The organism is Paenibacillus sp. FSL E2-8871 (assembly GCF_038000345.1).
Lineage (GTDB): Bacteria > Bacillota > Bacilli > Paenibacillales > Paenibacillaceae > Paenibacillus_AQ.
In genome coordinates, this window is record NZ_JBBOBV010000001.1 from 5250473 (window position 1) to 5277462 (window position 26990).

Sequence of the window (26990 nt, forward strand, 5' to 3'; positions counted from 1 at the left end):
GAAGTTTAGGTAAAGGAGGAAGAGAACATGAGCGCCGAGGTAAAGGACCGAATTACTGCAGTTCAAGCGACGATCATTCTAGCCAATTATACGATTGCGGCAGGGGTACTTACGCTTCCTCGGACCATTGTAGAGGCCAGTGGTAGTCCAGATGTATGGATAAGTATTTTTTTAGGGGGAGCAATCTCTTTTCTGTTCGGATTGATCATAGTGAAACTTAGTCAAAGGTTCCCAGGCCAAACATTCTTTCAGTATATCGGGAAGATCATCGGCAAGCCACTCGGAATGGTTCTGTCAATAGGAGTCATTGGGTATTTTCTCAGTATCGCCGGCTTTGAGATACGTTCGGTGCAGGAGGTAACCTCTTTCTTTCTACTGGAAGGTACACCTCCGTGGGCTATTATGGCTGCTTTTATATGGATCGCCTTCTATTTATGCAGAGGAGGAATTAATGCGATCGCTAGCATGTGCAGACTCATTGTTCCGATTACCTGGACAGTGTTTCTAGGGGTTTGTCTGCTTAGTTTCGAAGTTTTCGACCTCAATAATCTACTTCCAGTACTTGGAGAGGGTTTGGAACCCGTGTGGAAAGGGATCAAACCAACCATCCTAACCTTTACAGCTGGAGAAGCAATGTTGTTCGTTGTTGCTTTTATGGATAAGCCTCAAAAAGCAGTAAAGGTAATCATAGCTGGAACCTGTATATCGACGATATTTTATATCATGGCAGTTGTAGCGACCATAGGTGCCTTTTCTATAGATGGAGTTCTCACAAGAACCTGGCCGTTTCTCGATCTTGTACGAAGTTTTGAAGTGAACTATCTCATCTTTGAAAGGTTTGAGTCGTTGCTGTTGGTGATCTGGATTATGCAGATCTTTTGTACCTTTTGTATTTCAATTTATGCAGCGGCTTTAGGATTGTCCCAAGTGATCCATAAAAACTTCAAAAGTTGTTTGTTAGCTATTCTTCCGGTTGTCTATGTAATTTCTAGAATTCCACCAAATGTGAATGCTCTGTTTGCTTTAGGAACAGGTATCGGTGATTCTATGCTTATTCTATTCGGATTGCTTCCGTTGCCATTGTTAATTATCACATATTTCCGGAGGGCTGCTTCATGAAAAAATGGAGGTTGTGGATCGTGCTCTCTGTACTATGTTCTCTGTTATCAGGCTGCTGGAGCAGCACACCGATCGAGGAATTAAACATGCAGATTGGTGTTGCACTGGACAGTGCGGAGGAGTCAGGGGGCGAGGAAGTAGCTAATCCAGAAGGTGGGAATCATGCGAAGCCAACAAAAATAATAAGCACCTATCAATTTACGATTCCACAGGGGTCGGGAGGTGCCGTCATGAAGTCTTCTTCAAATTCATCCTCCATTAAGAATTACTATAATATGAGTGAAACTAGCGATTCTATCTTTGAAGCGCTACGGCAGCTTTCACTGCGTACTAGACGCACTCCGATAGGCCATCACCTAAAGGTCATTGTGATTAGTGAAAAACTCGCGCGTTCCAATAATCTTACTAAACTAATAGATTTCTTTACTCGGGATAATGATATCCGTCCGAGTGTTATGTTATTTGTCAGCAAGGGAATGGCCAAGGATGTATTGGAAAATGCACTGCCGGGTCAGACTCCTGCCTTTGTACTTGAAGGGATATTCAATAACAGAGACCGTAATATGGGGATATGGGAGCCGGTAACTTTGGCGAAAGTAGTTGGCCCGTTGCAAGCAAAGAAAAGCTTCTTATTGCAAAATGTTATTCCTATTGATCATGAGACAAAGCTATCAGGAGCAGGTGTAATCAACGGGGAAACGGGAAAGCTTGTTGGCTTTTTGGATGAGTCGGAGTTGGAGGGGATGGCCTGGCTGACCGGGAAGGGGCTAGGAGGAGTGCTTAAGACGTATAATCCGGATAACAATGACCTCTTAACCTATGAGGTGAAATCCATGCATAGCAAGATCAAAGCCAATGTGAATAATGGTCAGATCTCTTTTAACGTGAAAATAACATCTACAGGTAGATATGCTGAGGTCTTTGCCGAGAAATCGAAGAAATTACACGACGGAATTGTAAAGAAGGATAAAGTCTTGCTGCAGAAGCGGGTCCTAGAAATAGTGCAAACTACTGTAACAAAGATGCAGAAGGAACTGCATACCGAGGCTGCCGGTTTCGGCACCAGTCTGCATAATCAACATCCAGCCGTATGGCGGAGCGTTAAGGATAACTGGGACGAAACCTTCAGCAAAATTCCAATTACTTATGAAATAAACCTGAATATTGAGGAATACGGCGCATCAGATACAACGGCTGAATAGAGAGATTGTAAAAGATTCAGAGTTACTTCATTTGATGTGTGAGCGGTATGACATCATTTTGGTGCAGCGCATCGAGTACTTCGTTTTTTAATTGTTCGGTAAAGGTATTCCATGTTTTTTTGCCGACATTCAGCTCTTCTCGCCCAATAGCATTTAGTGTTTCCAGCCAAAGGCGTTTATCGTTTATCAGCCCGAGCTGATCTTGGATCTGCTTATATATTTCCTCATGGGCATGAAATTTTTGATTTAACGCAAAAGAGGCTGCACTAGCGGTATATCGCAGTTCCTTAGCAGCCATCCTTAGCTCATGCAGTGAGTCGAAGGCTGCTTCTGATTCGGCATCTTGTCCACGAAATATAGCCTTGCAAGCTTTTTTCTTCTGCTCGTAAGCTACCTCAAGTTCGCGCATGACAACGTTGGCATCTTTTTTCGCTACCAGGGCCTCTAGCTGTTCACTTAGGAAAGCTTTCCACTTCTCATCCAGATCTTCATTGATTAGCTTAGGCAGCTCATCGGCCAGCTTCTTACGATAAGTTCTTCGCTTGTCCTTTTGGTGGTCGATCACAGCCTTCAACAGTTCTGCTGTCTTTGTATCGCCGTTTTCCTTGGCGTGTTTACGTTTAGTCTTGAACGATTCAATCAGAACGTCTGCATCTCTGACCTTGCCTAATCTCTTTTGGGCTTTTTCAAATAGGGGGTATAGCCCTAGAGTATGACCAGGGTCGAGAATGGAAAGCAGTGTTAAGAGCTTACGGCAGTTCACTCTTGCTTGGTGAATGTCCTCGTCATCGAATTTGCTAATTGCATCATGGCAGTAATCCCAGAAATCAATATACAGCAGGTTAAGTGCCTGTTCCCATTGTCTTGTCTTGGTTAACTGTCGTTCCTTCATCACTTCCACTGTCATGCGGCATCACTCCTTAACGTTGTGTATAGCATGAACCTAAGGCTACCCCCTATTCGAGCTGGGGCATGTTCGTATACTATAAGGATAGCGTTATCATAACCTCATTTCAATTCTGATTTCGCACTAGCGAGGCAGAACGATTACAATATCACGGATAATACGGGAAAGAGGGGAATCGGTGGATACTCGGGAGTACGATGCAATGATCAATGGATCTGTTGATAGAAGTAAAGAAGTCATCGGACTTCCTGCAGAAATGGGACTTTTCCAACATTTAATCTTAAAGGATGACAGGATAGATGCGGAAGCAAAGGGCTTCGGGGAGATGTTGATCCCGTTCGCCTTTGAAGAGACCCTTTGTAGGGATGTCGGAGCGGGACTTGTTCCTCCTAGTCTGCACCTATGGAGTCATTCTGGGGGTGTTGTGCTCGGCCTACGGGACAGCAAGCTTCCGTACGCGGCCCAAGCGATGGCTAAGTTGGAGCAGCGAGGCATTCGTACAGCGGTGAGACATTCCGGTGGTGCTGCGGTGCCTCTGGATGATGGAATTGTTAATGTTTCGCTAGTTCTCCCCAAAGGACGCGGAAAGCTAGATTTTCATGATGACTTTAGGCTTCTGGCTTCTCTGATCACTGAGGCAGTTGCTATGAGTCATCCACAGGCTGCGGCTCAAATTGAGGCTGGTGAAATTGTTGGTTCTTACTGCCCGGGGGACTTCGATTTGGCGATCGGTGGGCGGAAATTTTGCGGCATTGCTCAGCGCAGACAAAATAATGCCTATTTCGTACATGCATTTGTAGTGGTTTCGGGTTCGGGACAGGAACGTGGTGAACTCATTCATAAATTCTATAAGCAAGCCTCTGGAGGAGACTCAGCATTATCTTATCCACGGGTTCGTCCAGAGACGATCGCTGGGCTTGGCGAACTAGGTGGACCGAATGCGACTGAAGTATTTGCCGAAGGCATTAGACAAGCAATAGCCCACCGTGGAGTGGTGCTTAAATCCTGTGACAGGCTACAGCAGGAGACCGGATATTTCCTAGACTATGAAGATCCGCGTGTTCTGGATGCTGCGCGAGTTCTGCATGAACGTTATGCCCAAGGATAGATGGATATTGAGCATCGTTAAGAAGGACGTAACAGAAATCTGGCGAGAGGCCAGCATCTGTTACGTCCTTTTTAATCATATAAGTCCGGACGTCTGTCTGCAAAAATCGGGATTTGTGCTCGAATTTCACGCACCATATGTAAATCGATATCCCCCGTTAGGATTTCTTCCCCTTCAGTAGCTTCACATAAAATATCTCCCCAAGGATCAATTATCATAGAATGCCCAGCAAAGGTATTGTTAGGATCGCTTCCTGCACGGTTGCAGGCTACTACATAACATTGGTTCTCGATCGCTCGGCTGATCAGTAGTGCACGCCAATGAGATAGCCTGGATAATGGCCACTCTGCACTGATAAACAAGATTTCTGCACCTTGTGCGGTATGAGCACGAACCCATTCTGGAAATCGGATATCATAACAGATTAATCCGGCACATAACGTGCCCTCCAATGTGAAGAGGCCTTTGTCTTCTCCAGGCTGCAAATATAGATGTTCATCCATTAGCTGAAACAAATGTAGCTTACTGTATTCGCCAACGAGTTCTCCAGTTCGATTAAATACAAACATACGATTAGTTACACCGGAGGCGTTCTTGCTAGCTACTGAACCAGCGACGATATTGATGTTGTATTGTCTGGCTAAGCTGGAGATGAATTCCTTGGTAATTTGTCCTTCTGGATCGCCAATATCTTCTAGTCGGGTCAGATCATAGCCAGTGGTCCAAAGCTCAGGGAGAATAAGACAGTCGGGGGCTGTGGCGGCCGCTACACTAATTTTATTTGCTACAGCAGCATAATTCATATCGGGTTTGCCAAATGCTATATCCAGCTGAATCAGGGAGATTCTCATAGGATTCCTCCTTTTTGTTCAAGACTATAGCACCATAAGAGGATAAGCAATGTTGATTTTTAAAAAATGATTTGATATATTAGTTGACGGGTCAATGATTATCAGTTAGTATAATTTTATACAAAATAATTGCACGCAATTAAATTTATAAAGGAGGTATATTTTGACGGAGCACTATCCTGAGGAAGACCGCATATTTGAACTGCTGCAGGCATTAAACAAGGGAATCTGTCCGAAATTCGAACGATGTGCTGGGATTAGTCCCACACGGCTTCGCCTCCTGCATGAACTATTCCAGGTGGATGAAGTCAGCCAAATTACGCTGCAAAAGGGCATGGATATAGATGCGGCCGCCGTCACTCGGCACTTGAAAGGGATGGAAGAGAGTGGTACGATCACTCGCCGCAACAACCCCGCAGATAACAGGGTTACATTGGTCTCATTAACGGATCAAGGGCGGGAAAGAATGATTCAATATGGCGAAGAGAAGAGACGATTTGTCGCTACTCTGCTTACTGGATTTAACGATCAGGAGCGAAAAGTGCTCATAGATATGCTTAATCGCCTGCAATCTAATATCAATCTGTTATAACTGTAACTACCCAAAATACACATTCAAAGGAGAAATACAAATATGAACGCTACACAAACACAAACCAATGATTTTAAAGAAATTATTACGGGTCGCCGCTCTATCCGCAAATATGATCCATCCGTTAAGATCAGCAAAGAAGAGATGACTCAGATTCTTACGGAGGCGACTCTTGCACCTTCTTCTGTAAACATGCAGCCTTGGCGGTTTCTTGTCATTGAAAGTGACGAAGCAAAAGCTACTTTAGCTCCTCTTGCTCGCTTTAATGGCGTACAAGTTGAAACCTCTGCAGCTATGATTGCCATCTTCGGTGATTTGAACAATTTCGACTACGCTGAGGAGATTTATGGTACAGCTGTTGAACGTGGACTAATGCCTGCTGAAGTAAAAGAAAACCAATTAACTAGATTATCTGCTCACTTTGCTACCTTGCCACGTGAAGTTAACAAAGATACTGTGCTTATTGATGGTGCTCTTGTTGCAATGCAATTGATGCTGGTTGCCCGTGCACATGGATACGATACAAACCCAATTGGCGGTTATGAAAAAGATCAAATCGCAGAAGCGTTTGGCATGGAAAAAGATCGTTATGTTCCTGTAATGTTGCTTTCCATCGGTAAGGCTGTTGATGCAGGTTACCCATCTGTCCGTTTGCCTATCGATAAGATTGCTGAGTGGAAATAATACTTTATACCTTAGGAGGAAAATATAATGATCATTATCCATGCAGTACTTAAAGTGAATCCGGAACGTCGCGAGCAGTTTTTGGCGGAGTCCAAAACACTTCTCACAGCTACTCACACTGAAGAAGGAAATCTCTCTTACGAGCTGTATGAGAATGCTGGAGAAGCGAACTCATTTATTATGGTGGAGACTTGGCGCGACGCTGAAGCCGTATCCAGCCACAATACGAGCGCTCATTTTACCGCGTTCTCAGCTAAAGCTGGTGAATTCTTGGCTGCACCACTAGACGTAAAAGTATTTAGCGCAGAGCAAGTGAAATAAGTTATCTCGATTCTTAGTGAATCCTGGTTGATCTTAAACAGGGATGTTCCATAGCCATAATGGCTGCGGGGCATTCCTGTTTTTTATGTTCCCCGTTTATAAGGAGGAGTTCAAGGGTATCTATCCTTACCTTGATACATGTGCACTCACAATAAAGATAGGGGATCTTACATATGGAAATAAAGAAAAAAATGATCGATATCGTGAACTATTATTTATCAGGCGGTTCATTTGTCTGCATTATGGGCGAAGCAGGAGAAGAGGCGGAGCGCAGACTAATGGGGATCGATCTGGAGGCGGCTAGAGCATACCGACAGTCCATTGGCGGAGTCATTACGGAGGGTCAGCAGCTATTTCAGGTTCCTGGCTTTAGCCCAAGATTGCTGGGGCAACTTACTGAAGTATTAGGCAGATTAGATTCAGACAAGCTAAAAGCTCTGGCCCCACAAACCACATGGAATAACCAAGTAGATCCTTACGTGAATGGACCCGAGTGCCTAGGGATGATACTAGAAGAAATAAAGAAGGCACAGCATTATATTCACCTGTCCGTGATGCTCTTCTTTAATGACCGTTCAGGCAATCTGGTTGCAGATGAATTATTTCACGCCCTTAAACGGGGGGTGAAGGTACGGATCATGGTCAATTACACGCTGACAGCTTTAGGGTATGAGAACAATCTGGCGTTTGGTCAATTTTCCAAGATTTCTGAAAGGCTCGAGAATGCAGGAGCTAAGCTGTTGAATACCTTCAATTCTTATTATACAGCCGTAGAATGGCGTGTGAAGCGGAAGGCGCTGAAGCAACAAGGCGTACCGGAAAGTATCCTGTTCTTACAGGATAAAGTACAAGAGAACGTTGAAATCACTGGGCTGAATGTCATTGATCATCGGAAGTTTATGGTCATTGATGGGGTAACCTCTATTATTGGCAGCCTGAATATTGGAGATCAATACACGTACGTGACGCCTGTTCAGGCATCTTCCTCGATCAGTATAGAAGGACATCTACAGGGGATTCCTAGTAAAAAAGAGGAGTGGCATGATGGCTGCTTCCGGATCCGTGGCGCGGCGGCGCAGCCTTTAAATGCTAAGTTTCATTCCCGTTGGTTACTTCTGGGAGGTGATCATTTTGACGTGGATGATACCTTCTACCATCCGAATGTAAATTATCATTTTGGGGAGGAAGAATGTACACTGTTTGCAAGCTTTCCGGGTAATCCAGTTAACTTAATTCAGCAATACTATTTGAATTTAATTACCTATGCGACTGAGGAGACGGTGATTGTAAATCCTTATTTGATTGATCAAGAGTTTTGGGATCGGCTGGGGGAGCTGGGGCCAGACTGTTCCTGTCATCTGAGCATCTGCAATCCGCTGAAAGTTAATGATCATCCTACCAATACTGCGGCGGTACGAGGCAATATGTATAAGCCGTTTCTCAATGGGGTTTCCTTTTATGATTACAGCTTCACAGGTCGTTTTTCACATTGGAAAATAACCTATGACCATAGATCACGGGCGGTATTTCATGGCTCCTACAACATCAATGAGAGAAGCGCCTGCCACGATTTCGAGCTGGGAATACTGGTGAAAGGGGAGGCCTTCGCAGCGCGGATAAAGTCTATGATCGATTATGATCTGGGTGTCTCACGGAGAATTACGAAGAAAAGTGAGTTCTTTAAGCATCCTTGGCTGCATCCTAGTATGTATCTGAATAAAGTTACTCAGGATTACACTTGATAATATCGGTTCATTGTCATGTATAATGATCGTTATAAATTATCAAGGTGGAATAATAGCTATGAAAATCAAAATTACAAAGAGTGGCATGAAAAAGGATGAGGTATTCTTTCGCACAGAGTTTGGCGAGGGTCGGGGGATCTGGTGCGGAGCTCCTGTGGAGCCAGATACGGAAACAGATGTGGAATTCGAGCTTTCGGAGCTGCTAATGAGATGGGTGGATATTCTGCCTGTACCTACTAGTGAGTTCAATACAAGGTTAGAAGGAGATAAGGTTGTTTTTACCGGTGTGCTGGAGAATATTGAAGAAGACGGAACAGGATTTTTGCGAATAGGTGAAAGTATAGTGATGTTCGAGTGTCTCGGTGAGCCTATGGCGCTTGGTGTGTTTGTAGAAGTACAGGTTCGTAATGTGAGCATCTACCCCTTGAGTATTTGACGCTTATCAGGGACTAAGATAACATACAAAGATGACATTAGAATCAGAAGTAAGCTATGAGGAGTAGAAGTCTATGAACACCGAAATTCAGCAATTTAAGACCGAATTCTTCAAGGCGCTGGCTCATCCAATGCGAATTCGTATACTGGAACTGCTCAGCGAAGGTGAGAAGAATGTGAATGAGCTACAAGCCATTCTAGGATCAGAAGGTTCTGCTGTATCCCAGCAGTTAGCTGTTTTACGCGCTAAGAATGTAGTAGCCAGTGTAAAAGAAGGTACCACTGTGATCTATTCGTTACGTGATCCTCTAATTAAAGATCTTCTGGTCGTAGCTAAACAAATATTTGATAACCATCTGGTGAATACCATTTCATTGCTCGAAGGTATGCGCGGAGAATAAAGGAATAACATTATTTTGGCGTTGACAACAGTTGCGTCCTAGAGTAATGTTCTTCTTATATTCAAATAATCAGATATTTAAAGAAAAGAAGGTTTGATCATGACAGGGTGGGGCCGATATAAAGGCTACAACATGAATGCATTTCGCAAGGATTTGATTTCGGGAACAATCGTTGGTGTTATTGCCATTCCTTTGGGGATGGCATTTGCTATTGCATCTGGTGTAAAACCGGAGTATGGCATTTACACGACAATCGTTGCCGGAATATGTATTTCATTGTTCGGAGGATCAAAATTTCAAATTGGTGGGCCAACAGGTGCCTTTATTCCTATCTTGTTTGCCATTGCGATGGAGTATGGCTATGAGAACTTACTTATCGCTGGGATGATGGCAGGGGTTATTCTAGTTCTCATGGGATTATTAAAGCTGGGTGTATTGATTAAGTTTATTCCGAGGCCAGTAACGATTGGTTTCACAGCAGGGATAGCGGTCATTATCTTCACCGGGCAGATTGCTAATTTCCTTGGACTAAGGAATATAGAACGGCATGAGAGCTTTGTAAATAATATGAAAGAAATAGGGCTTCATCTATCGACGATGAATGGATACAGTATTCTGACCGCCGTGATTTGTCTTGCCGTCGTTATCCTAGCAATTCGATTCGCTCCGAAGGTGCCTGGATCATTGGTAGGTCTGCTGTGCGCGACTGTGGTTGCTGCGTTATTCTTTAGCGGCAAAGTGACTACGATTGGCTCTGCTTACGGAGAAATCCCTAATACCTTACCGAGCTTTCGATTTCCGGACATTACTTGGGAACGAATTACCCTGCTAATTCGTCCGGCATTTATCATTGCAATGCTAGGTGCTATAGAGTCATTGTTATCCGCTGTTGTAGCGGATGGAATGACAGGCAGCCGCCATAATAGTAACCGAGAGCTGATCGGTCAGGGGATCGCAAATATTGCTGCTCCATTGTTCGGGGGCATACCAGCGACAGGAGCAATTGCTAGAACAGCGACGAACATCAAGAGTGGCGCTGTTTCTCCGATCTCGGGGATCGTTCACGGTGTTGTGGTGTTTCTAATTCTCCTGTTGCTCGCACCCTATGCTTCCAGTATTCCTTTAGCTGCGATGGCACCGATCTTAATGGTAGTAGCTTGGAATATGAGTGAGCGCAAAGAGTTCCTTCATCTGCTTAAGATCAAGACCGGCGATTCCTTGGTGTTATTCATCACCTTCTTGTTAACGATATTTGCAGATTTAACGCTGGCTGTAGAGGTGGGATTAATTCTTGCGGTTATTCTGTTTGTGAAACGAATGGGAGAGGTTCATTTGGTAGCCAAAGTGCTGCCTGATCCGAAGTCCGTTAAGGTAGAGGCACATATGGTTACGGAGAGTCATGACTGTCCGCAAATTGGAATTTACACGGTGGAAGGTCCGCTGTTTTTTGGCGCTGCTTATCGATTCGATGACACTATGCCAAGCTATGGTTCAGATCAACCTAGAATTATATTAATGCGGATGGGGAAAGTACCCTTCATGGATACCACTGGAGAATCCAATTTAGCAGAGCTGGTGCGGCATTTACAAGCTGTTGGAGGGAAACTTATGATCTCAGGTATTCAGCCACAGCCGCTTGAGCTACTCAAGAGAACTGGACTGTATAGTACCATAGGTGAGGCTCAGTTTTATCCGCACACCGGGGAAGCCATTAATGACGCACTTAACAGCATCGATTACAACAAGTGTATTGGATGTAGCCATGCCGCTTTTAGGGAGTGTACAGCGTTCTCCTGTCTGGAAGAGGCGGGAAGTGTGCGCGGTCTGAAAGGGCGTAAGAAACCTGTAATTGCACCTGAACTAAATAGTGGTCTTTGAGTGAAATAGATAAGAGTCAGCCCGGACGTTTCTGCGTCCGGGTTTTTCTGTTCAAATATAAGAATTTAAGTTTCACATCATATATTATCCTTATATTTCTCGCTTAAACGCTTATCGTCCTAATAAGAACGACAAAGGCAGTTATGCTTGAGATTGGACTTGGGAATGCCAAATTTGTACAATTGGGTATAAGTTAGATGTAAACTATCTCGATAAGGAGAATATAAGCTCATGAAGGAATTGCATTATCCGAAGGTGTTTATGCTCTTGGCAGGTCTGTCTGTGGCGACATTGGCCGTATATCGTGTAGTGTCACTACAGACGGATTCGTTTTATGCATTTTTACTCTGGAATTTATTCCTGGCTTGGATTCCGTTCCTGTTCTCTATGGCTGCTTATGAACTGGATAAAAGGAAGATAGGTGGATTGCTGCTTGTTCCGCTAGGCGTCGCTTGGCTGCTGTTCTTTCCGAACGCGCCTTATCTCATGACGGATCTGGTGCATCTGACGATAAGAAAAAGCAGATATATCGTGGATGGCACCATTCAGAATCGGTATTGGTATGATCTGGTTACCCTCTTATTGTTCACTTGGAGCGGCTGGTTGACCGGGTTCTTCTCTTTATACCAGTTCCAGACGGTTGTTTATCGCAAGAGCAGCCTGCTGTTCTCTTGGATATTCGTACTCGCAGCATGTGTACTTGGGGGGTATGGTGTCCTGCTTGGCCGAGTCTACAGGCTGAATAGCTGGGACGTACTGACGGACCGGCATCAGTTGTACCAACTGGTTATGGACAGCTTGAATCGACAGTCGGTATTTTTTAGCTTGTTCATTGCGTTTGTATTGCTGGTTATCTACGCTACGATGTACTGTTTGCTGAATGGTCTTGGAACCAGTGAAAGAGGAAGGGGCGCTAAGCGCATACGTGGTTAATCCATAAATTCGGGATCAAATTGGTATTGCTTCAGATCTACCACACCTTTTTCATTAAAAATAATTCCTTCCTCCTGTAAATAAAGCTTCTGGAGGGAGTTGGATTCATCTTCAGTCAAGGCGATCATTCCTTTGGCGTTGATAACCCGATGCCAGGGAAGCTTATATTTTCTACTCATGGAGTGAAGGATACGAACTACCTGCCTAGCGCCTCTTGGGCTTCCTGCCGCACGAGCAACGCCACCGTAAGTCATCACTTTTCCTTCAGGTATAGATTGTATGATACGAATCACTTGTTCTGTAAATGGTGTCATAGGGAGCTCCTATCTCTTATTTTCATCAAATTATACCAGATGATCACTACAATCATAAACCATTCAACATGCCGCTGCTAAAGCGGCTTTTTTTTATTTTAACGGATGGAGTTTACTCTCCTTTGCGAAGAAGTTGATCCCTTTACAGTATAATTTTGGCGGATAGTATTTAGTGAGATGGGGGATAATTTCTAGGAAACTATTGTGACAGGAGTGACTACTGTGGAGGAACAGACAGCAGGAGGTAACCGCAAAGATTCTCAACAAAATACGACGTCTGGGCAGACTCCGAGTACGTCACTAGATGAAATGATGAATCTGTTTCGACAAATATTCAAGGACGATGGAACACTTAGAATAAGAGTAATAAATAATGAGGGCAGTGAAGCTCTTCGCTTTGGGTTAGTTAACGTTGACGGGATGGTTGATAAGCATATGATTCAGGAGGGGGTTATTAAGCCATTGATGGCTTTTGACTTCACCAGAATGGATTATAGCAACCCAGCGGAGCTAATGGAGAAAATTAGGACGCAGGTCATTAACATTTCGGATGTAGTTGCCTCTACAGATTTAAATGAAATGATCAGTGCGATTATAGCTGGAAAGACCTTATTACTGCTGGACGGCTATGCGGGTGTTCTCAATATTAATGCACAGGGCTGGGATAAAAAGGCTATTACGGAGCCAGTGACCGAGAAGAGTGTTTATGGCCCGCGGGAAGGATTTACAGAATCGCTGATAGTTAACCTGACCCAAATCCGCCGAAGAGTACAAGATTCCGACTTGAAGTTTATTTTTAGCAAGATCGGATCACGTTCTAACACACAGATATGCATTTGCTATATGGAAAGCCTAGTATCACCAAATATTGTTAAAGAATTGCAGGATCGGCTAGGGCAGGTAGATATAGATGTTGTTCTCGATACGTCATTTCTTTCGGAATTAATAAGAGACGAGCCATATTCACCTTTTGAGATGACAGGAAGTACAGAACGACCGGATTCCGTAGTCAGTAAAATAATGGAGGGCAGAGTCGCCTTACTTATGGAAGGTAGTCCGTATGCGATGACTGTACCCTATGTATTTGTGGAGAATTTTCAAGCGAGTTCGGACTATTACATTAACTTTTATTTTGGTTCATTCAACCGAATGCTAAGAATGGTTGGAGCTTTGCTGTCTGTTAGTATTCCGGCTCTATATGTGGCCTTGGTAACTTATAGTCAGGAGATGATACCCACCCAGTTATTGCTCAGCATTTCTACTGCGAGAGTAGCAGTCCCCTTTCCTACAGTAGTGGAGGCCATATTCATGTTAACCATATTTGAAATCCTAAGAGAGGCGGGCGAACGGATTCCTACCTATATTGGGCAGGCGATCAGTATCGTGGGGGCGCTTGTGTTGGGGCAAGCGGCTGTGGAGGCAAGATTAGTAAGTGCCCCAATGATTATTGTAGTCGGTTTAACAGGGATCATGACGCTGCTCAATCCAAGGCTGACGGGTCCGTTAATCATAGTAAGAGCAGTTCTGTTATTTGCAGTTTTTTTTCTAGGGATTTATGGATATTTTCTTGGAATGCTCGGTTTAGTGGTTCATTTGATGAGCCTTCGCTCCTTTGGGGTTCCTTATATGCTAGGGATAGGTTCCATCCGTCCGCAGGACATTAAGGATACAGCTATCAGAGCGCCGTGGTGGCATATGTATCTACGACCGGCAATGATCGGGGCACGAAATATGAAGAGAAAAGGGTCCAACAAAATAGGGAGACGACCATGAACAAGTGGAAAAGGATGGTTCTTGCCATTGTGTCTTTGATCGTGCTTATGAGTACTGTGGGTTGTTGGAACTACATTGAAATTGAAGACATGTCAATTGTAGCCGGGGTGGCGATTGATAAAGGGGCATCAGATGGAAAGCTGTTAGTAACTGCTGAAATTGTGGACACGAAGGAAGGCTCCAAATCAAGTCAGGCTGGCTTTAAGATGCTTTCTCTCACGGGGGAGACGATGTTTGATATTGTGCGAGGAATGATCTCTATCACAGGGAAAAAATTATTTTGGAGCCATTCTAAGGCGATTATCCTCAGTGAGGAGATCGCCCGAGAAGGGGTTATCAATATTATTGATTGGTATAACAGAGATACAGAAACTAGATCGGATGTATATATATTTGTCTCCAAAGAGAAGACGGCTCAGGAAATCATCAATCTAAGTAGTTTAACGGAAAGTATTATGGCCTATGCACTTGCACAACAGATGAGATTTGAGAATAGTGTTAGTACTGCTCCCGTCGTGGAAATTTGGGATTTCATTGATAAGTTAGAGGCCTCTGGCGAATATGCTATAGCACCACTTATTTATATTCATGAAACAAACAAGATAAAAAATGCTCGGGTAAGTGGAGCAGCGATATTCTCCATGGATAAAATGATCGGCACGATCAGCGGTGAAGAAACGAAATACATGCTGTTTGCCAATAATCAAATCAAGGGAGGGGTTTTAGACGTAAATGACAAAAACGGAAAGCCCGCCTTTTCCCTTGAAATTCTGTCCAATAGAACAAAAGTAAAGCCGGTTTGGGTAGAGGGTAAGCTCCAAATGCAAATAAATACGTTAACGCATACCGGACTGGATGAGGTGAAGGCTCCGGAGGAATTCACTAACCGTGATAGCAAGAAAGTTATAGAGAAGCGGGCTGGGGAGGAATTGCAGAAGGCTATCCTTTCTGTTATCCATAGAGTACAGAAAGATTATCATGCTGATATTTTTGGGTTTGGTGAGCTTCTCCATGAGCAAATGCCACAGACCTGGAAGAAGATTGAGAAAGACTGGGGAAAGGAATTCTCTGAAGTGGAAGTCGTTGTGAATTCCGAAGTGATTATTGACAGTAGTGCGCAGACGTCAAGATCTATCAAGATCCATCAAAAAGGTGATTAAATTGGTTGTTGTTGTGGTGTTTATTTATGCGGTTATCGTATTGATTGATCCTTACGGACTGTTAAAACAGGGAATGAAACGGGATTTTTATGTCTGTTCCGCATTATGTCTAATTTCATTTTGCATTGCTTTTGCTTTGGCAATGAAGTGGTCGATCCCTAGTCCTTCACCGTTGCTGGAATTCTGGATCAAAAAGCTATTTTAGAGGAAAAGACTAAAAGGAGATAGATGATGAACAAAGAGATGATACCTACAGGCCATGCTATCAGTATTGCTGTCCTGTTTACTGTGGGTACTTCAATATTTATGGGAGTTCCGGAGGAATCCGGTAACAGCAATTGGATTTCCGTCCTTCTTGCCATGGTGCTAGTTGTTCCTCTTCTATTGATCTATGCCAGACTTCATCTTATTTTTCCAGGTAAGGATTTATTTGATATGCTAATCGCTGTGTTTGGCAAAGTCATCGGGCGATTCATCTCCTGTCTCTACATTTGGTATGCTTTTCATCTGGGGGCGCTAGTTCTCAATGTCTTTGGAGAATTCAGTAAGACGGTTGCCTTGACCGAAACTCCAATGCTTGCTCCTATGTTATGTCTTGGCCTACTGGGCGTTTGGGTGGTTAAGTCGGGGATTGAGGTGCTGGGGAGAAGTGCCAAACTTCTGCTTCTGTTCACCGTCGCTGTGGAGATAGTAATTCTTACACTAGCCATTTCCAAACTGGAATATCATCACTTTCTTCCTTTGTTCGATAAAGGTTGGCACCCGGTAGTTAGCGATACGCTGGGTCTGTTTTCTTTTCCATTTGCAGAGATTGTAATATTTCTAGGAGCATTCAGTAGTTTATCGGGCAAGAGCTCAGCGAAGAAAATTTTATTAGGAAATGTGTTGATTTCTGGGGTGGTTATTCTTATAGTTACACTGCGCAATCTGCTAATGCTTGGTCCTGAAGTACTGTCCGGTCAATATTTTCCCTCTTATGTGTCTGCAGGGCGTATTAATGTAGGCGATTTTCTGACGCGAATTGAAGCTTCATCGGCGGTTGCATTTGTAATCACAGCATTCATAAAAGCGAGTGTATGTCTGTACGTAGCAAGCAGCGGGTTAGCTAAAGTATTCAAGTTAATGAGTTATCGATCTGTTGTACTCCAAATAGGGTTGTTAATGATTTATCTTGCGGATTTTGTGTACAAGGATATCATGGAGATGCAGTATTTTTCCTACCATATTTATAAAATCTATGCCTTTCCATTTCAGGTGATTATTCCACTGGTATTATGGATTTGTGCTGAAATTAAGGTTACTAAAAGTAAAAATAAGCAGGTGGCATCACAGTAATAGACCTACTTTCGAACATTCCTGATCTCTAGTAAAGATTAGGAATTCTTTGATTTTAAAACTAAACATAAGTTAGCTATAATGATAGATATATATAGAATGGTTGTTTTAGAAAAGAGGGAAACAGGTATGAACGTCAGCAACATCATTATGTCCTCTTATTGGGGTAGAGAGGTTAGACATAAATATATTACTCAAGGATCTAAGGCATTGGCTGTTATTTTTCCAGGTAAAAATTACTCGGCTGAACGCCCTCTGCTAGATTATGCGGCCAAAGCAGCTCGGGAACATAATTGCGATGTCCTGCTGCTTGAATATGGCTACCAGAGTGCTAGAGTAGGTTTTAAGCGTGATGAAATGATTATTCTCATTCAGGAATGTAAGGCGGCCATTGCATCTCTTCCTGAATACAAAAAGATTCTATTTATCAGCAAAAGCGTGGGTTCGGTCATAGCAGGGAGAATTGCAGAAGAGCTAGAAATACAGAAAAAGACGTCTCATCTATATATAACACCATTACCTGAGGCGATCCCTTTGATACAGCAGAGTCGTGGGACTGTAATTTATGGCGGAAGCGACCCTTTATTTAGCGAACAGCTTTCTGGTGAAATTAGTGGGCTTCATCATTTAAAAGTGTATAGAATCGATGATGCTAATCATAGCCTTGAGGTAGAGCTGGTCAACGAGTCACTAGCCATTCTGCTTGTTATTATTAATTTTTATCATGAATTTTTCCGTGATGCTTTAAATACATAACCTTTGGAGGATGCTGATTATGATTTTGGAAGCTGCGATGCTGCAAGTGAAGCCTGGTTTAACTACTGAATTTGAAAAAAGCTTCAAGGAGGCATCAAGCTTAATTTCTTCGATCGAAGGCTACATAGGGCATGAATTGCAACATTGCTTGGAGGATGATCATAAGTATCTGCTGCTTGTGAAGTGGAGAACGCTTGAAGATCACACCATAGGATTCAGAGAATCCAGCCAGTATCAGGAATGGAAGGCGCTACTTCACCATTACTACGATCCATTTCCGGTTGTTGAGCATTTTACCCGCATTAATCTGGACTAAATGGAGGATGTAGAATGAAGGCGAAGCTTGTTGGGGAAGGCAGAACTGCGGAGATCTGGCAGCATGACGATCAGAGGATTCTTAAATTGTACCGGGAGGATATAGCAGAGCAACACGTCAGCCGGGAATATAAAATCAGCCAGTTTGTACATGCGCGGGGTGTTCGGACACCTCAGCCTTTTGAGCTTATTTTTGAACAATCAAGACAAGGTATTGTATTTCAACAAATTAAAGGTCCCTCCCTGCTAAAGGTGATGGGTGAGAAGCCTTGGAAAGTTACCCAATATGCCAGGCTGATGGCGGGGCTTCATTGTGATTTGCATAAGCTTGAAACTACAGAGGAAATCGGCCAGCAAAAGGATATGTTGAAAAGTCAGATATTGGAAGCGCCTATGCTGAGCGAAGAGGAGAAATCCGTCATTCTGAAGTATCTGGAGAAGCTACCGGAAGGCACTCGTTTATGTCATGGGGATTTTCATCCCGACAATGTGCTTATGGATGAACAGCTCTGGGTGATCGACTGGATGACAGGTGTAGTGGGAGAACCTGCTGGAGATGCTGCGCGTTCCGTAGTGATGTTCAGTTTGGGAGCTATGCCTCCGGGAGCTTCTGCATTCTCCAAATTAATGCTTGGTTTTATCCGAAAAAAATTAACTAAGGGATATATTCAAGAGTATCTCAGATTATCAGGACATACTTATGAGGACGTAGACCGCTGGATTTTGCCGATCGCTGCCGCGCGTCTGGTGGAGGGGCTTTCGCCTCCAGAGAAGGAGCTGCTGGTAAAAGAAGTTCGTAAACGTCTACAAATCTTAGCCGCAGAGGTAAGCTGATCATGGCACAAAAACGGAGGCGTATTCTATGACTACCTATATTGCGCTGCTGCGTGGAATTAACGTCGGCGGGAACAAAATTATTAAAATGTTGGACCTGAAGGCGATGTTTCAGACTCTTGGATTTGAAAATGTACGAACGTATATTCAGAGCGGAAATGTTGTATTTGAGAGTGATGAAGGTTCGGAGAGTCTGCTTACTGGAGTCATTGAACGTAAGATTCATGAGGTTTTTGGATTCGAGGTCTCTGTTATTATCCGTACCTTAGCAGAAATGGAGAACGTGATCGCTAACGATCCCTTTCAGCTCTCCGAGCCAGAGGAATTCAAAAGATGGTATGTTACTTTTTTACCAGCCGAGCCTTCAGCGGAAGCATTGGATAAACTGCGCACTTATGAGAATGGACCGGATAAAGTGCGTTTTGTCGGCAGAGAGATGTATATATTATATGAGGTCAGTGTGAGCCAGTCGCCGCTTTTCAAGGTTCCTTTTGACAGAATATTGGGTATGACGATTACAGCACGTAATTGGAATACGGCGAATAAGCTCGTTACTATGGGCAGAATGGAATAGTCTATTTTAAAATATTTGCTTGGGTTGGGATTTGAACAGAAAGCCTCCACAGTTGTGGGGCTTTTTTTGCGTTCTGGCGGCCTTGTATATTCAGCAAACATTCAGCTTGGACTCATTGAGAGTTAAGGTAAGGGTGAAATAATACACCTACAGAAAGATTGAACCGGGGGCACAGAACTGCCGGAATATAGACGATCAAAGGATAGGAGTGGATGGAGATGAGTAGGTTCAAAAAAATAAGCTCGGATCTTATACTTTGGCTCATTTTATTACTTGCCGCTTTTTTGTATGGTTATGGAGTTTGGAATGACCACTATGTGAATACATACTACACCACCGCGGTGGGAAGTATGCTGCAGAACTTTCATAATTTCTTCTTCGCTTCACTGGACTCCGCGGGTTCAGTAACGGTGGATAAACCACCAGTTACCTTTTGGATTCAGACACTTAGCGCGCTTATCTTCGGGCTGCATGGTTGGAGTGTGATTTTGCCACAGGCACTCGGCGGCGTGGGCTCCGTGTTACTTGTATACCTGCTGGTGAAGCCTACCTTTGGCAGAGCGGCAGCACGTATAGCAGCTCTAGTCATGGCGACTACTCCGGTAGCAGCGGCAGTCAGCAGGACGAACAATATTGATGCGCTGCTTGTATTCACCCTTCTGCTCGCGGCATGGTTTCTATTTAAAGGGACGAAGAGTAACAAGATGGGCAGCGTTCTTACCGCATTTGCGTTAATCGGTGTTGGGTTTAACGAGAAGATGCTACAGGCGTACATGGTTCTGCCGGCTTTTTATTTCTTTTATGTCTTAGCTGCCAAAGTGAGCTGGAAGCGGAAGACGGGAGTATTGGCAGCCTCCACAGCAATATTGCTTGTAGTCTCCTTATCCTGGGCAGTGATCGTGGATTCGATTCCCGCCAGCAAACGGCCTTATATCGGCAGCAGTGGTACCAATTCAGTGCTGAATCTTGCTTTTGGGTACAATGGCGTTGCCCGATTAACGGGGGATCGTGGGGCAGGTGGTGGTGGCGGTGGAATGCCAGGAATGAATGGCGGTGAGATGCCAAACATGAACGGTGAAATGCCCGTTATGAATGGTGAGATGCCGAACATGAACGGCGAGACGCCAGCTATGAATGGGTCAGGCAGTAATAGTGGCACTGATGGTGGACGTGCAGCATTTTCGGGCCGGCAAGGCACAAATTCGACCTCGAATAGCCAGACTGGTGACGATGATGGAGGTGCACCAGGTCAGCCTCCTAGTGGAACAGACAGTCAAGGCCGGCAATTTGGTGGCGACGACGGCGGGCGAGGAAATCGCGGCGGCATGAATGGCGGTGGAAGCGGAGGCGGAATGTTCAATACAGGAACAGCAGGCCCACTGCGCCTGTTCCAATCAGAGCTGTCAGGTCAAGCTAGCTGGATGCTGCCTTTCGTATTGCTAGGCATCATTGGATTATTCGCCAATCTGCGGAGAAAGAACTTTACTCAGGCTCATAAAGAAGCTCTCTTCTGGTTAGCGTGGCTGGTGCCCGTTATGGGGTTCTTCAGTATCGCAGGGTTCTTCCATCAATATTATCTGGTGATGATGGCTCCGCCAGTTGCAGCGTTAGTCGGTGCAGGATGGTCAAAGCTGTGGACGCTATATCGCGAGCACTCTGGTTGGCTGTCTTGGCTATTGCCAGCCGCAACGCTGGTTACAGCAGTTTTCCAGTGGTACATTGTTCATCCTTATAACGATACGATTGGCAGTGGGTGGTCCATTGGGATTTTAGCTGCAGGCATAGTGGTTTCGCTGGTACTGGTAGTTCTTAAAGGCATGAAGAAATCCTTTATTTATACGACAGGCATTGCAGCCGTATTAGTATTGTTAATTGGGCCGCTCTACTGGGCAGCTACTCCCATTACTTATGGCTTGAACAGTCAAACCCCTGAGGCAGGCCCGAGCAGTAGTGAGGGTAGAGGGGGAATGGGAGGCAGTCCAAGCAATTTTGGACGTAATAGCGCCGCAAGTGCGAATGAGAGTCTGTTGTCCTATTTGGAGGAGAACAATACTGGGGAGCCTTATCTTTTTGCTACATTGGATTATGGCACAGCAGCTCCTTATATCGTTGACAAGGGTGCATCGGTTATTATTTTGAACGGATTTTCTAACTCAGACACCGTGTATACCCCAGATACCCTAAAGTCGTTTGTAGAGAGCGGAAAGGTGAGGTACTTCCTGATCAATAGCGGTGGTATGGGTGGTGGACGCGGGGGAAGCTCCGAGTTGACGACTTGGATCACAGAGAATGGTACAGAAGTTCCAGCAGCCGATTGGGCAGGAAGCGATGGAGGAAACAGCGGGACATTATACAAAGTTAATGTAAACTAGGCAAATGTTAATCCTATGAGGCGTGTTATGAGATAGATCAGGCACGCTTCATTATTCAAATTTAAGGAGGAGCTGCTCATGAGTACCAACGTGCGCTATTCCATTATTATACCGATGTTTAACGAAGAGGCGGTCATTCAAGAGACGTATCGACGTATCAAAAAAGTAATGGGTTTAACTAATGAAGTGTATGAGCTGATCTTTGTGAATGACGGCAGCACAGATAATTGCGCCCAGATGATTGAGGAATATAGCTACTGGGATGAGAGTGTGAAGCTGATCGACTTGTCTCGTAACTTTGGACATCAGATCGCTATTACTGCCGGAATGGATTACGCCCTAGGGGATGCAGTTGTCATTATTGATGCCGATTTGCAAGATCCGCCGGAACTGATTCTGGACATGATTGCGGAATGGAAGCTGGGGTATGAAGTTGTATATGCCAAAAGGATAAAGCGAAACGGAGAATCCTTATTCAAAAAGTGGACGGCCAGTCTCTTTTATAGAGTACTTCGTTATTCAACTGATATATCTATCCCTGTCGATACAGGGGATTTTCGCCTCATCGATCGTAAAGTCTGTGAGGAGCTCAAACGCCTGCCGGAGAAAAATCGGTTCGTACGCGGGCTAGTCAGCTGGGTCGGTTTTCGGCAAAAAGCCATTGAATATGAACGCGATGAACGTTTGGCTGGAGAAACTAAATATCCGCTGAAACGGATGATCAAGCTCTCGCTGGATGGAATTACTTCCTTCTCTTATAAGCCGCTGAAGCTGGCAGGATACCTTGGCATGCTGCTGTCGGCTTCCGGCTTTCTATATCTGATGTATGTGCTATATCTGGTGGTTTTTACGGATTCAGTCGTTAAGGGCTGGGCATCGATGATCGGAATCACACTGACCTTTAATGGTTTTGTGCTCATTATGTTAGGGATTCTGGGTGAGTATGTCGGTCGGATTTATGATGAGACCAAGGGACGTCCGCTCTATATTGTTCAAGAGTTCTATGAAGGTAAGAAACAGCAGGATGTTCGTGAACAGCAAGTTCTACATCGTCAATAAATGTAAGGGGAGAGATTCGTTGTGAAGATTAGAAAAGCGGTTATTCCCGCCGCGGGTTTAGGCACTCGTTTCCTGCCTGCAACTAAGGCTCAGCCCAAGGAAATGCTGCCCATTGTGGATAAGCCGGCGATTCAATATATCGTAGAAGAAGCTGTTCGATCCGGTATTGAAAGCATCATTATCGTGACGGGCCGCAACAAGAAGTCGATTGAAGATCATTTTGATAAATCAGTGGAACTGGAACAGACGCTTTTGGAAAAAGGAAAAGAGGAGCTGCTTCGTGAAGTCCAAGCGATTAGCGAACTGGCCAGCATTCATTACATTAGGCAAAAAGAGCCGCTAGGACTAGGTCACGCCATCCTTTCTGCGGAACAGTTCGTTGGCGATGAGCCCTTCGCTGTTCTGCTCGGTGACGATATCATGGTCTCGGAGGACCCGGCGCTGCTGCAAATGATGCGATTGTATGAACAAGAGGAGAAGACCATCGTCGGTGTTCAGCAAGTACCACGGCAGGAGGTTCATAAATACGGAATTATTTCATCAAGCGGTTCTCTAAAAGGCGTCCATGAAGTTAAAGGTTTGGTGGAGAAGCCCTCCCTGGATACGGCACCTTCAGAGCATGCGATTATGGGACGTTACATTTTGGAGTCTTCGATATTTTCAGTGCTGGCTAACCTTGAACGGGGAGCAGGTGGTGAATATCAACTGACTGATGCATTGCATGAGGTATGTCGTAATGAAGGTTTGCTGGCCCTGGATTTGATCGGCAAACGTTATGATATTGGTGATAAATTCGGCTACATTCAGGCTACGCTGGAGGTCGGATTGATGCGGGAGGAGTTGCGTCCATTACTGGTTCCGTATTTGCAAATGCTGGCTGCGAGTCTGAAGGAAAGTGAAGAACTGGGGGCGTTACCTTGGGGTACACGCTAGTGATTAAAGTAGACTGTTTCAAACGATCCTAACATCGTCTTCGGCGGCGGTGGGATGATGTTTGGGGCAGTTTTTTTGCGCGTGGGGCGTTTACAGGGGAGGTGAGGATGAATAAATAAGTGTACTTTATACAATTAAAAAGCGCATCAGACTGCTATGTATCGACTTAGTTGCACTTGATACACTTATTTCTTCATAATCCAATGGAAATACTCCTTCCATCTGTTTTTAGTTGCATAAACTACACTTAAAAGAGTCATAGAGGGGATGAAGTATGAAATAACTGCACCAAGTGCAGTTATTTTTTGCGATATAAAAAATCCGGAGGACAGATTCCTAAGAATCGTCTCCGGATCTATATTTTCAGTCATTGATTAAGCCTTTAGTACATCATGATCCACGTAACGCGTACCATTTAACTCGCTAATCACATTAATGGCTACCTTCGCGCCATCGCCTGCCGTAATAATGGCATGTACACTTACTCCGGCAACGGTACCTGCAGCCCAAATGCCTTCAATATTTGTTTTGCCTTCTGGATTAACAGCGACTACTGTCTTGATTCTCGGCTCTGTACCATCCTTAGTTTCCACGCCTGCTTTGGCGGCTAGATCGGTAAGGGCGCCTGTTGCAAGAATAACATGTTTGGCTTCATAAATAATTCCGTCTTCGGTCTCAATGACAAATCCATTGCCGCTGGAAGTGAGGTTAATAGCTTGTTCTGCTACCAGCTCAGCGCCGAATTTGACGGCTTGCTTATGTCCGGTTTCTACGAGATCAGGACCGCCTACTTCAGAAATTCCATAAAAGTTCTCAAACCATCCTCTACGGGTCATGCCTTTATCATTGTCGATCAGCAGCGTTTTTTTGCCCGCCTTGGCGGCGAACAGGGCTGCGCTTGCACCGGCAGGACCGGCTCCAATTACGGCGATTTCGTACATTTTTTGACCTCCTAAAAGTTTTGTGAAGCAAAACTCGCATCGAAAGCATAGGCTTAAGTTTTGCGGAGCGATGCTCCTTAGAATGGACAACATAGCAAAACTGGCATCGTAGACATAGGCTTAAGTCTATCATCTATTATAACGGTTGTTACTCTCTCTTGGCTAATCCTTGCTCGCAAGGAAGGGTAACCCTGAACGTTGTTCCCTCACCGAGAGTGCTGCTTACACTAATCTTGCCGTGATGTGCCTCCACGATAGACTTGGTAATAGAAAGGCCGAGTCCAGATCCACCATATTTTCGTGTACGAGAAGAATCGCTGCGGTAGAAGCGATCGAAGATATGTGGGATATGCTCTGGAGAAATCCCGTAGCCGTTGTCTTGCACCGTTAGAATGGCCTCATTTCCTCTAGCATGTAAAGAGAGATGAATGGTGCCAAATTCTGTATCCGTATGCTGAACTGCATTGTGGAATAGATTCAGAATCACCTGTTTGATTTTATTGGGTTCATATTTACCATGGATGCCATACGAGATATCAAAAGTAACCTTACGCTGATCCGCTAACAAGAGCAGATGCGGCTTCATTTCGGAAATGACCTCACCGAGCAGCAGATCCGTCATCCGCAGTTGAGGGGCGCCGTCCATCCGAGCGAGCAGCAGCAAATCCTCCACCAGCTTATTGATCCGTTTCGATTCGCCATGCATGCTTCGCAATGAATTGTATAACTGTTCTTTGTTGTCCGCAGCGCCTCTCAGTAAGACCTCCAGAAAACCGTGGATCGAGGTCAGCGGCGTTCGCAGCTCGTGAGAAGCATCGGCAGCGAAGCGGCGCATCTGTTCCTTGGCTTCCCGTTCATTATGAAAGGATATTTCGAGACGCTCGAGCATACCATTGAATGAATGAGCCAGCTTGTCGATCTCAGTCTGGCCTTGGTTAATTGGAAATCGGATATCCAGATTACCGGCATCAATGATCTCGGCGGACTCTCCCATATTTGAAAGAGGGACCAGCGTCTTTCGAAGGGCAGGCAAGTATAGGAAGAAGCCAGCCAATAAAGCAATCACTGACAAACCTGCGTAGATCATCAATTGCTGTAAGATTACATCCGTAAGAGGTCCGGTATTCACACTCATTTGGAGTAGCAATCGAGTATTTCCAGGTCTATAGAGATTCAAGAAAATAGCCAGATGTTCAGTGCCGTCATCGGCCTCTATGAGCTTGTAATTTCCTGTTGCTCTATCCGTGGTATGAATGAGCAGATTATTGTATTGCTCATTCGTTAACCTAGGCGCGGCTGAATCAGACAAAGTCATTTGCTGTAAGTCCCTGAAGGTGCCATCTGAGCTATAAATAGCGAGGGTTGTATGGGCATCCAGCAGGAGTGGACGCCTATTCTCACCGGTTCTTTGACCATTTGGGATTTTATTCTCGCCGTTTCTTTCCCCAGGCAAATTGCCATTATACTCGGTGTTTCCCTCATTCGGAGTTATGGTGTCCTCGTCATAGGAATTGAAAAAGTTGAAAAATATCTCACGGGGAACAGAACGTATTTGCGCTTCCATAGACTCTGCTCTATTGCTATATATGAAATCCCGCATGAGTATATATTGTAATACTCCGATTAGCAGCAGCAATCCTGATAGAATGAGCAGCGAAATGGCTAGCAACTGCTTGCGCAGAGAACGTGGTGCAGGCAGCTTACGAAACCATCTAGAGATGCGCGTACTCATAGATCTACCCGGTAGCCTGCTCCACGCAGGGTACGGATAATACGGTGCTCCTTATCCCCGAGCTTCTCGCGAAGCGAACGGATATAGACCTCAACGATATTTTCCTCACCACCAAAGTCATAGCCCCACACTTTATCAAGAATCATGGGTTTACTTAGTACAAGGCCGTGATTAATAACGAGATACTGCAATAACTCGTATTCCGTGGGGGAGAGTTCAAGGACTTCTTCCTTGAAGCGAATTTCTTTTCTACGGCTATCAATTCGGAATGGACCGCAGCGAACCTCGCCGAGCAGACCTGGAAACTGATTGCGTAGCCGCGCTTGAATTCGGGCAAGCAATTCGTCGAAGCTGAAGGGCTTGACCATATAATCGTCAGCACCAATAGTGAGACCCTTAACTCGGTCGTCCACTTCATCCTTTGCAGTTAGCATAATAACGGCTAGTTCCGTCTCTTCCGAGCGAAGGTAATGACATAACTCGAATCCATCCATGCCAGGCATCATGACATCTAGGATGGCTACATGTGGCTTGAACTCAGCAGCGACCGAGATGGCTGTGATTCCGTCGGGTGCGGTTCTGACTTCAAATCCTTCGTTAAGGAGACCCAACTCTAGAAATTGTAATATATGAGGCTCATCATCTACGAGCAGTAGTCGAACGCCTTGAGCTGCTTTCATCATAGGTACCTCCAAATCAGTGATAGATAGCTACAT

At 44.7% G+C, this 26990-nt stretch carries 28 protein-coding genes; 22 read left to right on the forward strand and 6 right to left on the reverse strand.

Annotated elements, in window-relative coordinates:
• The first annotated feature begins 27 nt into the window (after nucleotides 1-27).
• Both NYE25_RS23755 and NYE25_RS23760 read left to right on the forward strand, forming a co-directional pair.
• Nucleotides 28-1119, forward strand: coding sequence for a GerAB/ArcD/ProY family transporter (locus NYE25_RS23755; protein WP_076116737.1), 1092 nt, complete (start codon nucleotides 28-30; stop codon nucleotides 1117-1119).
• Nucleotides 1116-2321, forward strand: coding sequence for a Ger(x)C family spore germination protein (locus NYE25_RS23760; RefSeq protein ID WP_076116739.1), 1206 nt, complete (start codon nucleotides 1116-1118; stop codon nucleotides 2319-2321). Before NYE25_RS23755 ends, NYE25_RS23760 begins: the two co-directional genes overlap by 4 nt.
• A gap of 22 nt (nucleotides 2322-2343) precedes the next feature.
• Here the strand turns inward: NYE25_RS23760 and NYE25_RS23765 are convergent, their stop codons facing one another.
• Entirely contained in the window at nucleotides 2344-3228 is an 885-nt protein-coding gene (locus NYE25_RS23765; RefSeq protein WP_341146976.1) for a CHAD domain-containing protein, read from the reverse strand.
• Between the two features lie 178 nt (nucleotides 3229-3406).
• Between NYE25_RS23765 and NYE25_RS23770 the strand changes: the two genes are divergently transcribed.
• A complete protein-coding gene (locus NYE25_RS23770; protein ID WP_341146977.1) occupies nucleotides 3407-4336 on the forward strand; it encodes a lipoate--protein ligase family protein in 930 nt (309 codons plus the stop codon).
• Nucleotides 4337-4407: 71 nt separating this feature from the next.
• On the opposite strand, the gene NYE25_RS23775 is transcribed toward NYE25_RS23770, so the two are convergent.
• A complete protein-coding gene (locus NYE25_RS23775; RefSeq protein WP_341146978.1) occupies nucleotides 4408-5187 on the reverse strand; it encodes a carbon-nitrogen family hydrolase in 780 nt (259 codons plus the stop codon).
• A 163-nt stretch (nucleotides 5188-5350) separates the two neighbouring features.
• On the opposite strand from NYE25_RS23775, the gene NYE25_RS23780 reads away from it, so the two are divergent.
• The 8 genes from NYE25_RS23780 (at nucleotide 5351) to NYE25_RS23815 (ending at nucleotide 12176) form a co-directional block, all read left to right on the forward strand.
• Complete coding sequence (locus tag NYE25_RS23780) at nucleotides 5351-5779, forward strand: MarR family winged helix-turn-helix transcriptional regulator (RefSeq protein ID WP_042184581.1); 429 nt, start codon at nucleotides 5351-5353, stop codon at nucleotides 5777-5779.
• 42 nt (nucleotides 5780-5821) lie between these two features.
• Nucleotides 5822-6463: a nitroreductase family protein gene (locus tag NYE25_RS23785; protein ID WP_042184583.1), complete on the forward strand. Its 642-nt coding sequence runs from the start codon at nucleotides 5822-5824 to the stop codon at nucleotides 6461-6463.
• A 27-nt stretch (nucleotides 6464-6490) separates the two neighbouring features.
• Complete coding sequence (locus tag NYE25_RS23790; protein ID WP_076300151.1) at nucleotides 6491-6784, forward strand: putative quinol monooxygenase; 294 nt, start codon at nucleotides 6491-6493, stop codon at nucleotides 6782-6784.
• Between the two features lie 173 nt (nucleotides 6785-6957).
• Complete coding sequence (locus NYE25_RS23795; RefSeq protein WP_341146979.1) at nucleotides 6958-8526, forward strand: phospholipase D-like domain-containing protein; 1569 nt, start codon at nucleotides 6958-6960, stop codon at nucleotides 8524-8526.
• Nucleotides 8527-8587: 61 nt separating this feature from the next.
• The gene (locus tag NYE25_RS23800) at nucleotides 8588-8965 is read left to right on the forward strand and encodes a hypothetical protein (protein ID WP_341146980.1); all 378 of its coding nucleotides are present in this window, start codon (nucleotides 8588-8590) and stop codon (nucleotides 8963-8965) included.
• 73 nt (nucleotides 8966-9038) lie between these two features.
• Nucleotides 9039-9365, forward strand: a complete 327-nt coding sequence (locus NYE25_RS23805; RefSeq protein ID WP_042123860.1) for an ArsR/SmtB family transcription factor — start codon at nucleotides 9039-9041, stop codon at nucleotides 9363-9365.
• A gap of 99 nt (nucleotides 9366-9464) precedes the next feature.
• The gene (locus NYE25_RS23810; protein ID WP_076285901.1) at nucleotides 9465-11243 is read left to right on the forward strand and encodes a SulP family inorganic anion transporter; all 1779 of its coding nucleotides are present in this window, start codon (nucleotides 9465-9467) and stop codon (nucleotides 11241-11243) included.
• 231 nt (nucleotides 11244-11474) lie between these two features.
• Nucleotides 11475-12176, forward strand: coding sequence for a DUF1361 domain-containing protein (locus NYE25_RS23815; protein WP_341146981.1), 702 nt, complete (start codon nucleotides 11475-11477; stop codon nucleotides 12174-12176).
• Here the strand turns inward: NYE25_RS23815 and NYE25_RS23820 are convergent.
• The gene (locus NYE25_RS23820; protein ID WP_042184593.1) at nucleotides 12173-12490 is read right to left on the reverse strand and encodes an MGMT family protein; all 318 of its coding nucleotides are present in this window, start codon (nucleotides 12488-12490) and stop codon (nucleotides 12173-12175) included. The two genes, NYE25_RS23815 and NYE25_RS23820, sit on opposite strands and share 4 nt — an antisense overlap.
• Before the next feature lie 222 nt (nucleotides 12491-12712).
• Here NYE25_RS23820 and NYE25_RS23825 point away from each other — a divergent pair, with 222 nt between their 5' ends.
• From NYE25_RS23825 to galU, 11 genes are all read left to right on the forward strand, one after another.
• Nucleotides 12713-14263: a spore germination protein gene (locus tag NYE25_RS23825; protein ID WP_341146982.1), complete on the forward strand. Its 1551-nt coding sequence runs from the start codon at nucleotides 12713-12715 to the stop codon at nucleotides 14261-14263.
• Entirely contained in the window at nucleotides 14260-15423 is a 1164-nt protein-coding gene (locus tag NYE25_RS23830; RefSeq protein ID WP_341146983.1) for a Ger(x)C family spore germination protein, read from the forward strand. Before NYE25_RS23825 ends, NYE25_RS23830 begins: the two co-directional genes overlap by 4 nt.
• Nucleotides 15416-15628 carry a hypothetical protein gene (locus NYE25_RS23835; protein ID WP_143759527.1) on the forward strand — a complete coding sequence of 71 codons (213 nt, stop codon included), beginning with the start codon at nucleotides 15416-15418 and terminating at the stop codon, nucleotides 15626-15628. Before NYE25_RS23830 ends, NYE25_RS23835 begins: the two co-directional genes overlap by 8 nt.
• Before the next feature lie 23 nt (nucleotides 15629-15651).
• On the forward strand, nucleotides 15652-16758 hold the full coding sequence (locus tag NYE25_RS23840; RefSeq protein WP_341146984.1) for a GerAB/ArcD/ProY family transporter: 1107 nt from the start codon (nucleotides 15652-15654) through the stop codon (nucleotides 16756-16758).
• A gap of 129 nt (nucleotides 16759-16887) precedes the next feature.
• Nucleotides 16888-17514 carry a hypothetical protein gene (locus NYE25_RS23845; RefSeq protein ID WP_076285896.1) on the forward strand — a complete coding sequence of 209 codons (627 nt, stop codon included), beginning with the start codon at nucleotides 16888-16890 and terminating at the stop codon, nucleotides 17512-17514.
• A 19-nt stretch (nucleotides 17515-17533) separates the two neighbouring features.
• Nucleotides 17534-17830: an antibiotic biosynthesis monooxygenase family protein gene (locus tag NYE25_RS23850; protein ID WP_042184604.1), complete on the forward strand. Its 297-nt coding sequence runs from the start codon at nucleotides 17534-17536 to the stop codon at nucleotides 17828-17830.
• A 14-nt stretch (nucleotides 17831-17844) separates the two neighbouring features.
• Entirely contained in the window at nucleotides 17845-18663 is an 819-nt protein-coding gene (locus NYE25_RS23855; protein ID WP_341058899.1) for a phosphotransferase family protein, read from the forward strand.
• A 28-nt stretch (nucleotides 18664-18691) separates the two neighbouring features.
• Complete coding sequence (locus NYE25_RS23860; protein WP_341146985.1) at nucleotides 18692-19237, forward strand: DUF1697 domain-containing protein; 546 nt, start codon at nucleotides 18692-18694, stop codon at nucleotides 19235-19237.
• A gap of 218 nt (nucleotides 19238-19455) precedes the next feature.
• Nucleotides 19456-21609, forward strand: a complete 2154-nt coding sequence (locus NYE25_RS23865) for a glycosyltransferase family 39 protein (RefSeq protein ID WP_341146986.1) — start codon at nucleotides 19456-19458, stop codon at nucleotides 21607-21609.
• A 78-nt stretch (nucleotides 21610-21687) separates the two neighbouring features.
• Nucleotides 21688-22668, forward strand: a complete 981-nt coding sequence (locus NYE25_RS23870) for a glycosyltransferase family 2 protein (protein WP_341146987.1) — start codon at nucleotides 21688-21690, stop codon at nucleotides 22666-22668.
• Between the two features lie 21 nt (nucleotides 22669-22689).
• On the forward strand, nucleotides 22690-23601 hold the full coding sequence (gene galU, locus NYE25_RS23875) for a UTP--glucose-1-phosphate uridylyltransferase GalU (protein ID WP_341146988.1): 912 nt from the start codon (nucleotides 22690-22692) through the stop codon (nucleotides 23599-23601).
• A gap of 374 nt (nucleotides 23602-23975) precedes the next feature.
• Here the strand turns inward: galU and NYE25_RS23880 are convergent, their stop codons facing one another.
• The 3 genes from NYE25_RS23880 to NYE25_RS23890 form a co-directional block, all read right to left on the reverse strand.
• Complete coding sequence (locus NYE25_RS23880; RefSeq protein ID WP_076116777.1) at nucleotides 23976-24542, reverse strand: FAD-dependent oxidoreductase; 567 nt, start codon at nucleotides 24540-24542, stop codon at nucleotides 23976-23978.
• A gap of 148 nt (nucleotides 24543-24690) precedes the next feature.
• Nucleotides 24691-26274, reverse strand: a complete 1584-nt coding sequence (locus tag NYE25_RS23885) for a sensor histidine kinase (RefSeq protein ID WP_341146989.1) — start codon at nucleotides 26272-26274, stop codon at nucleotides 24691-24693.
• Complete coding sequence (locus NYE25_RS23890; protein ID WP_076116779.1) at nucleotides 26271-26954, reverse strand: response regulator transcription factor; 684 nt, start codon at nucleotides 26952-26954, stop codon at nucleotides 26271-26273. Before NYE25_RS23890 ends, NYE25_RS23885 begins: the two co-directional genes overlap by 4 nt.
• Nucleotides 26955-26990: the final 36 nt, after the last annotated feature.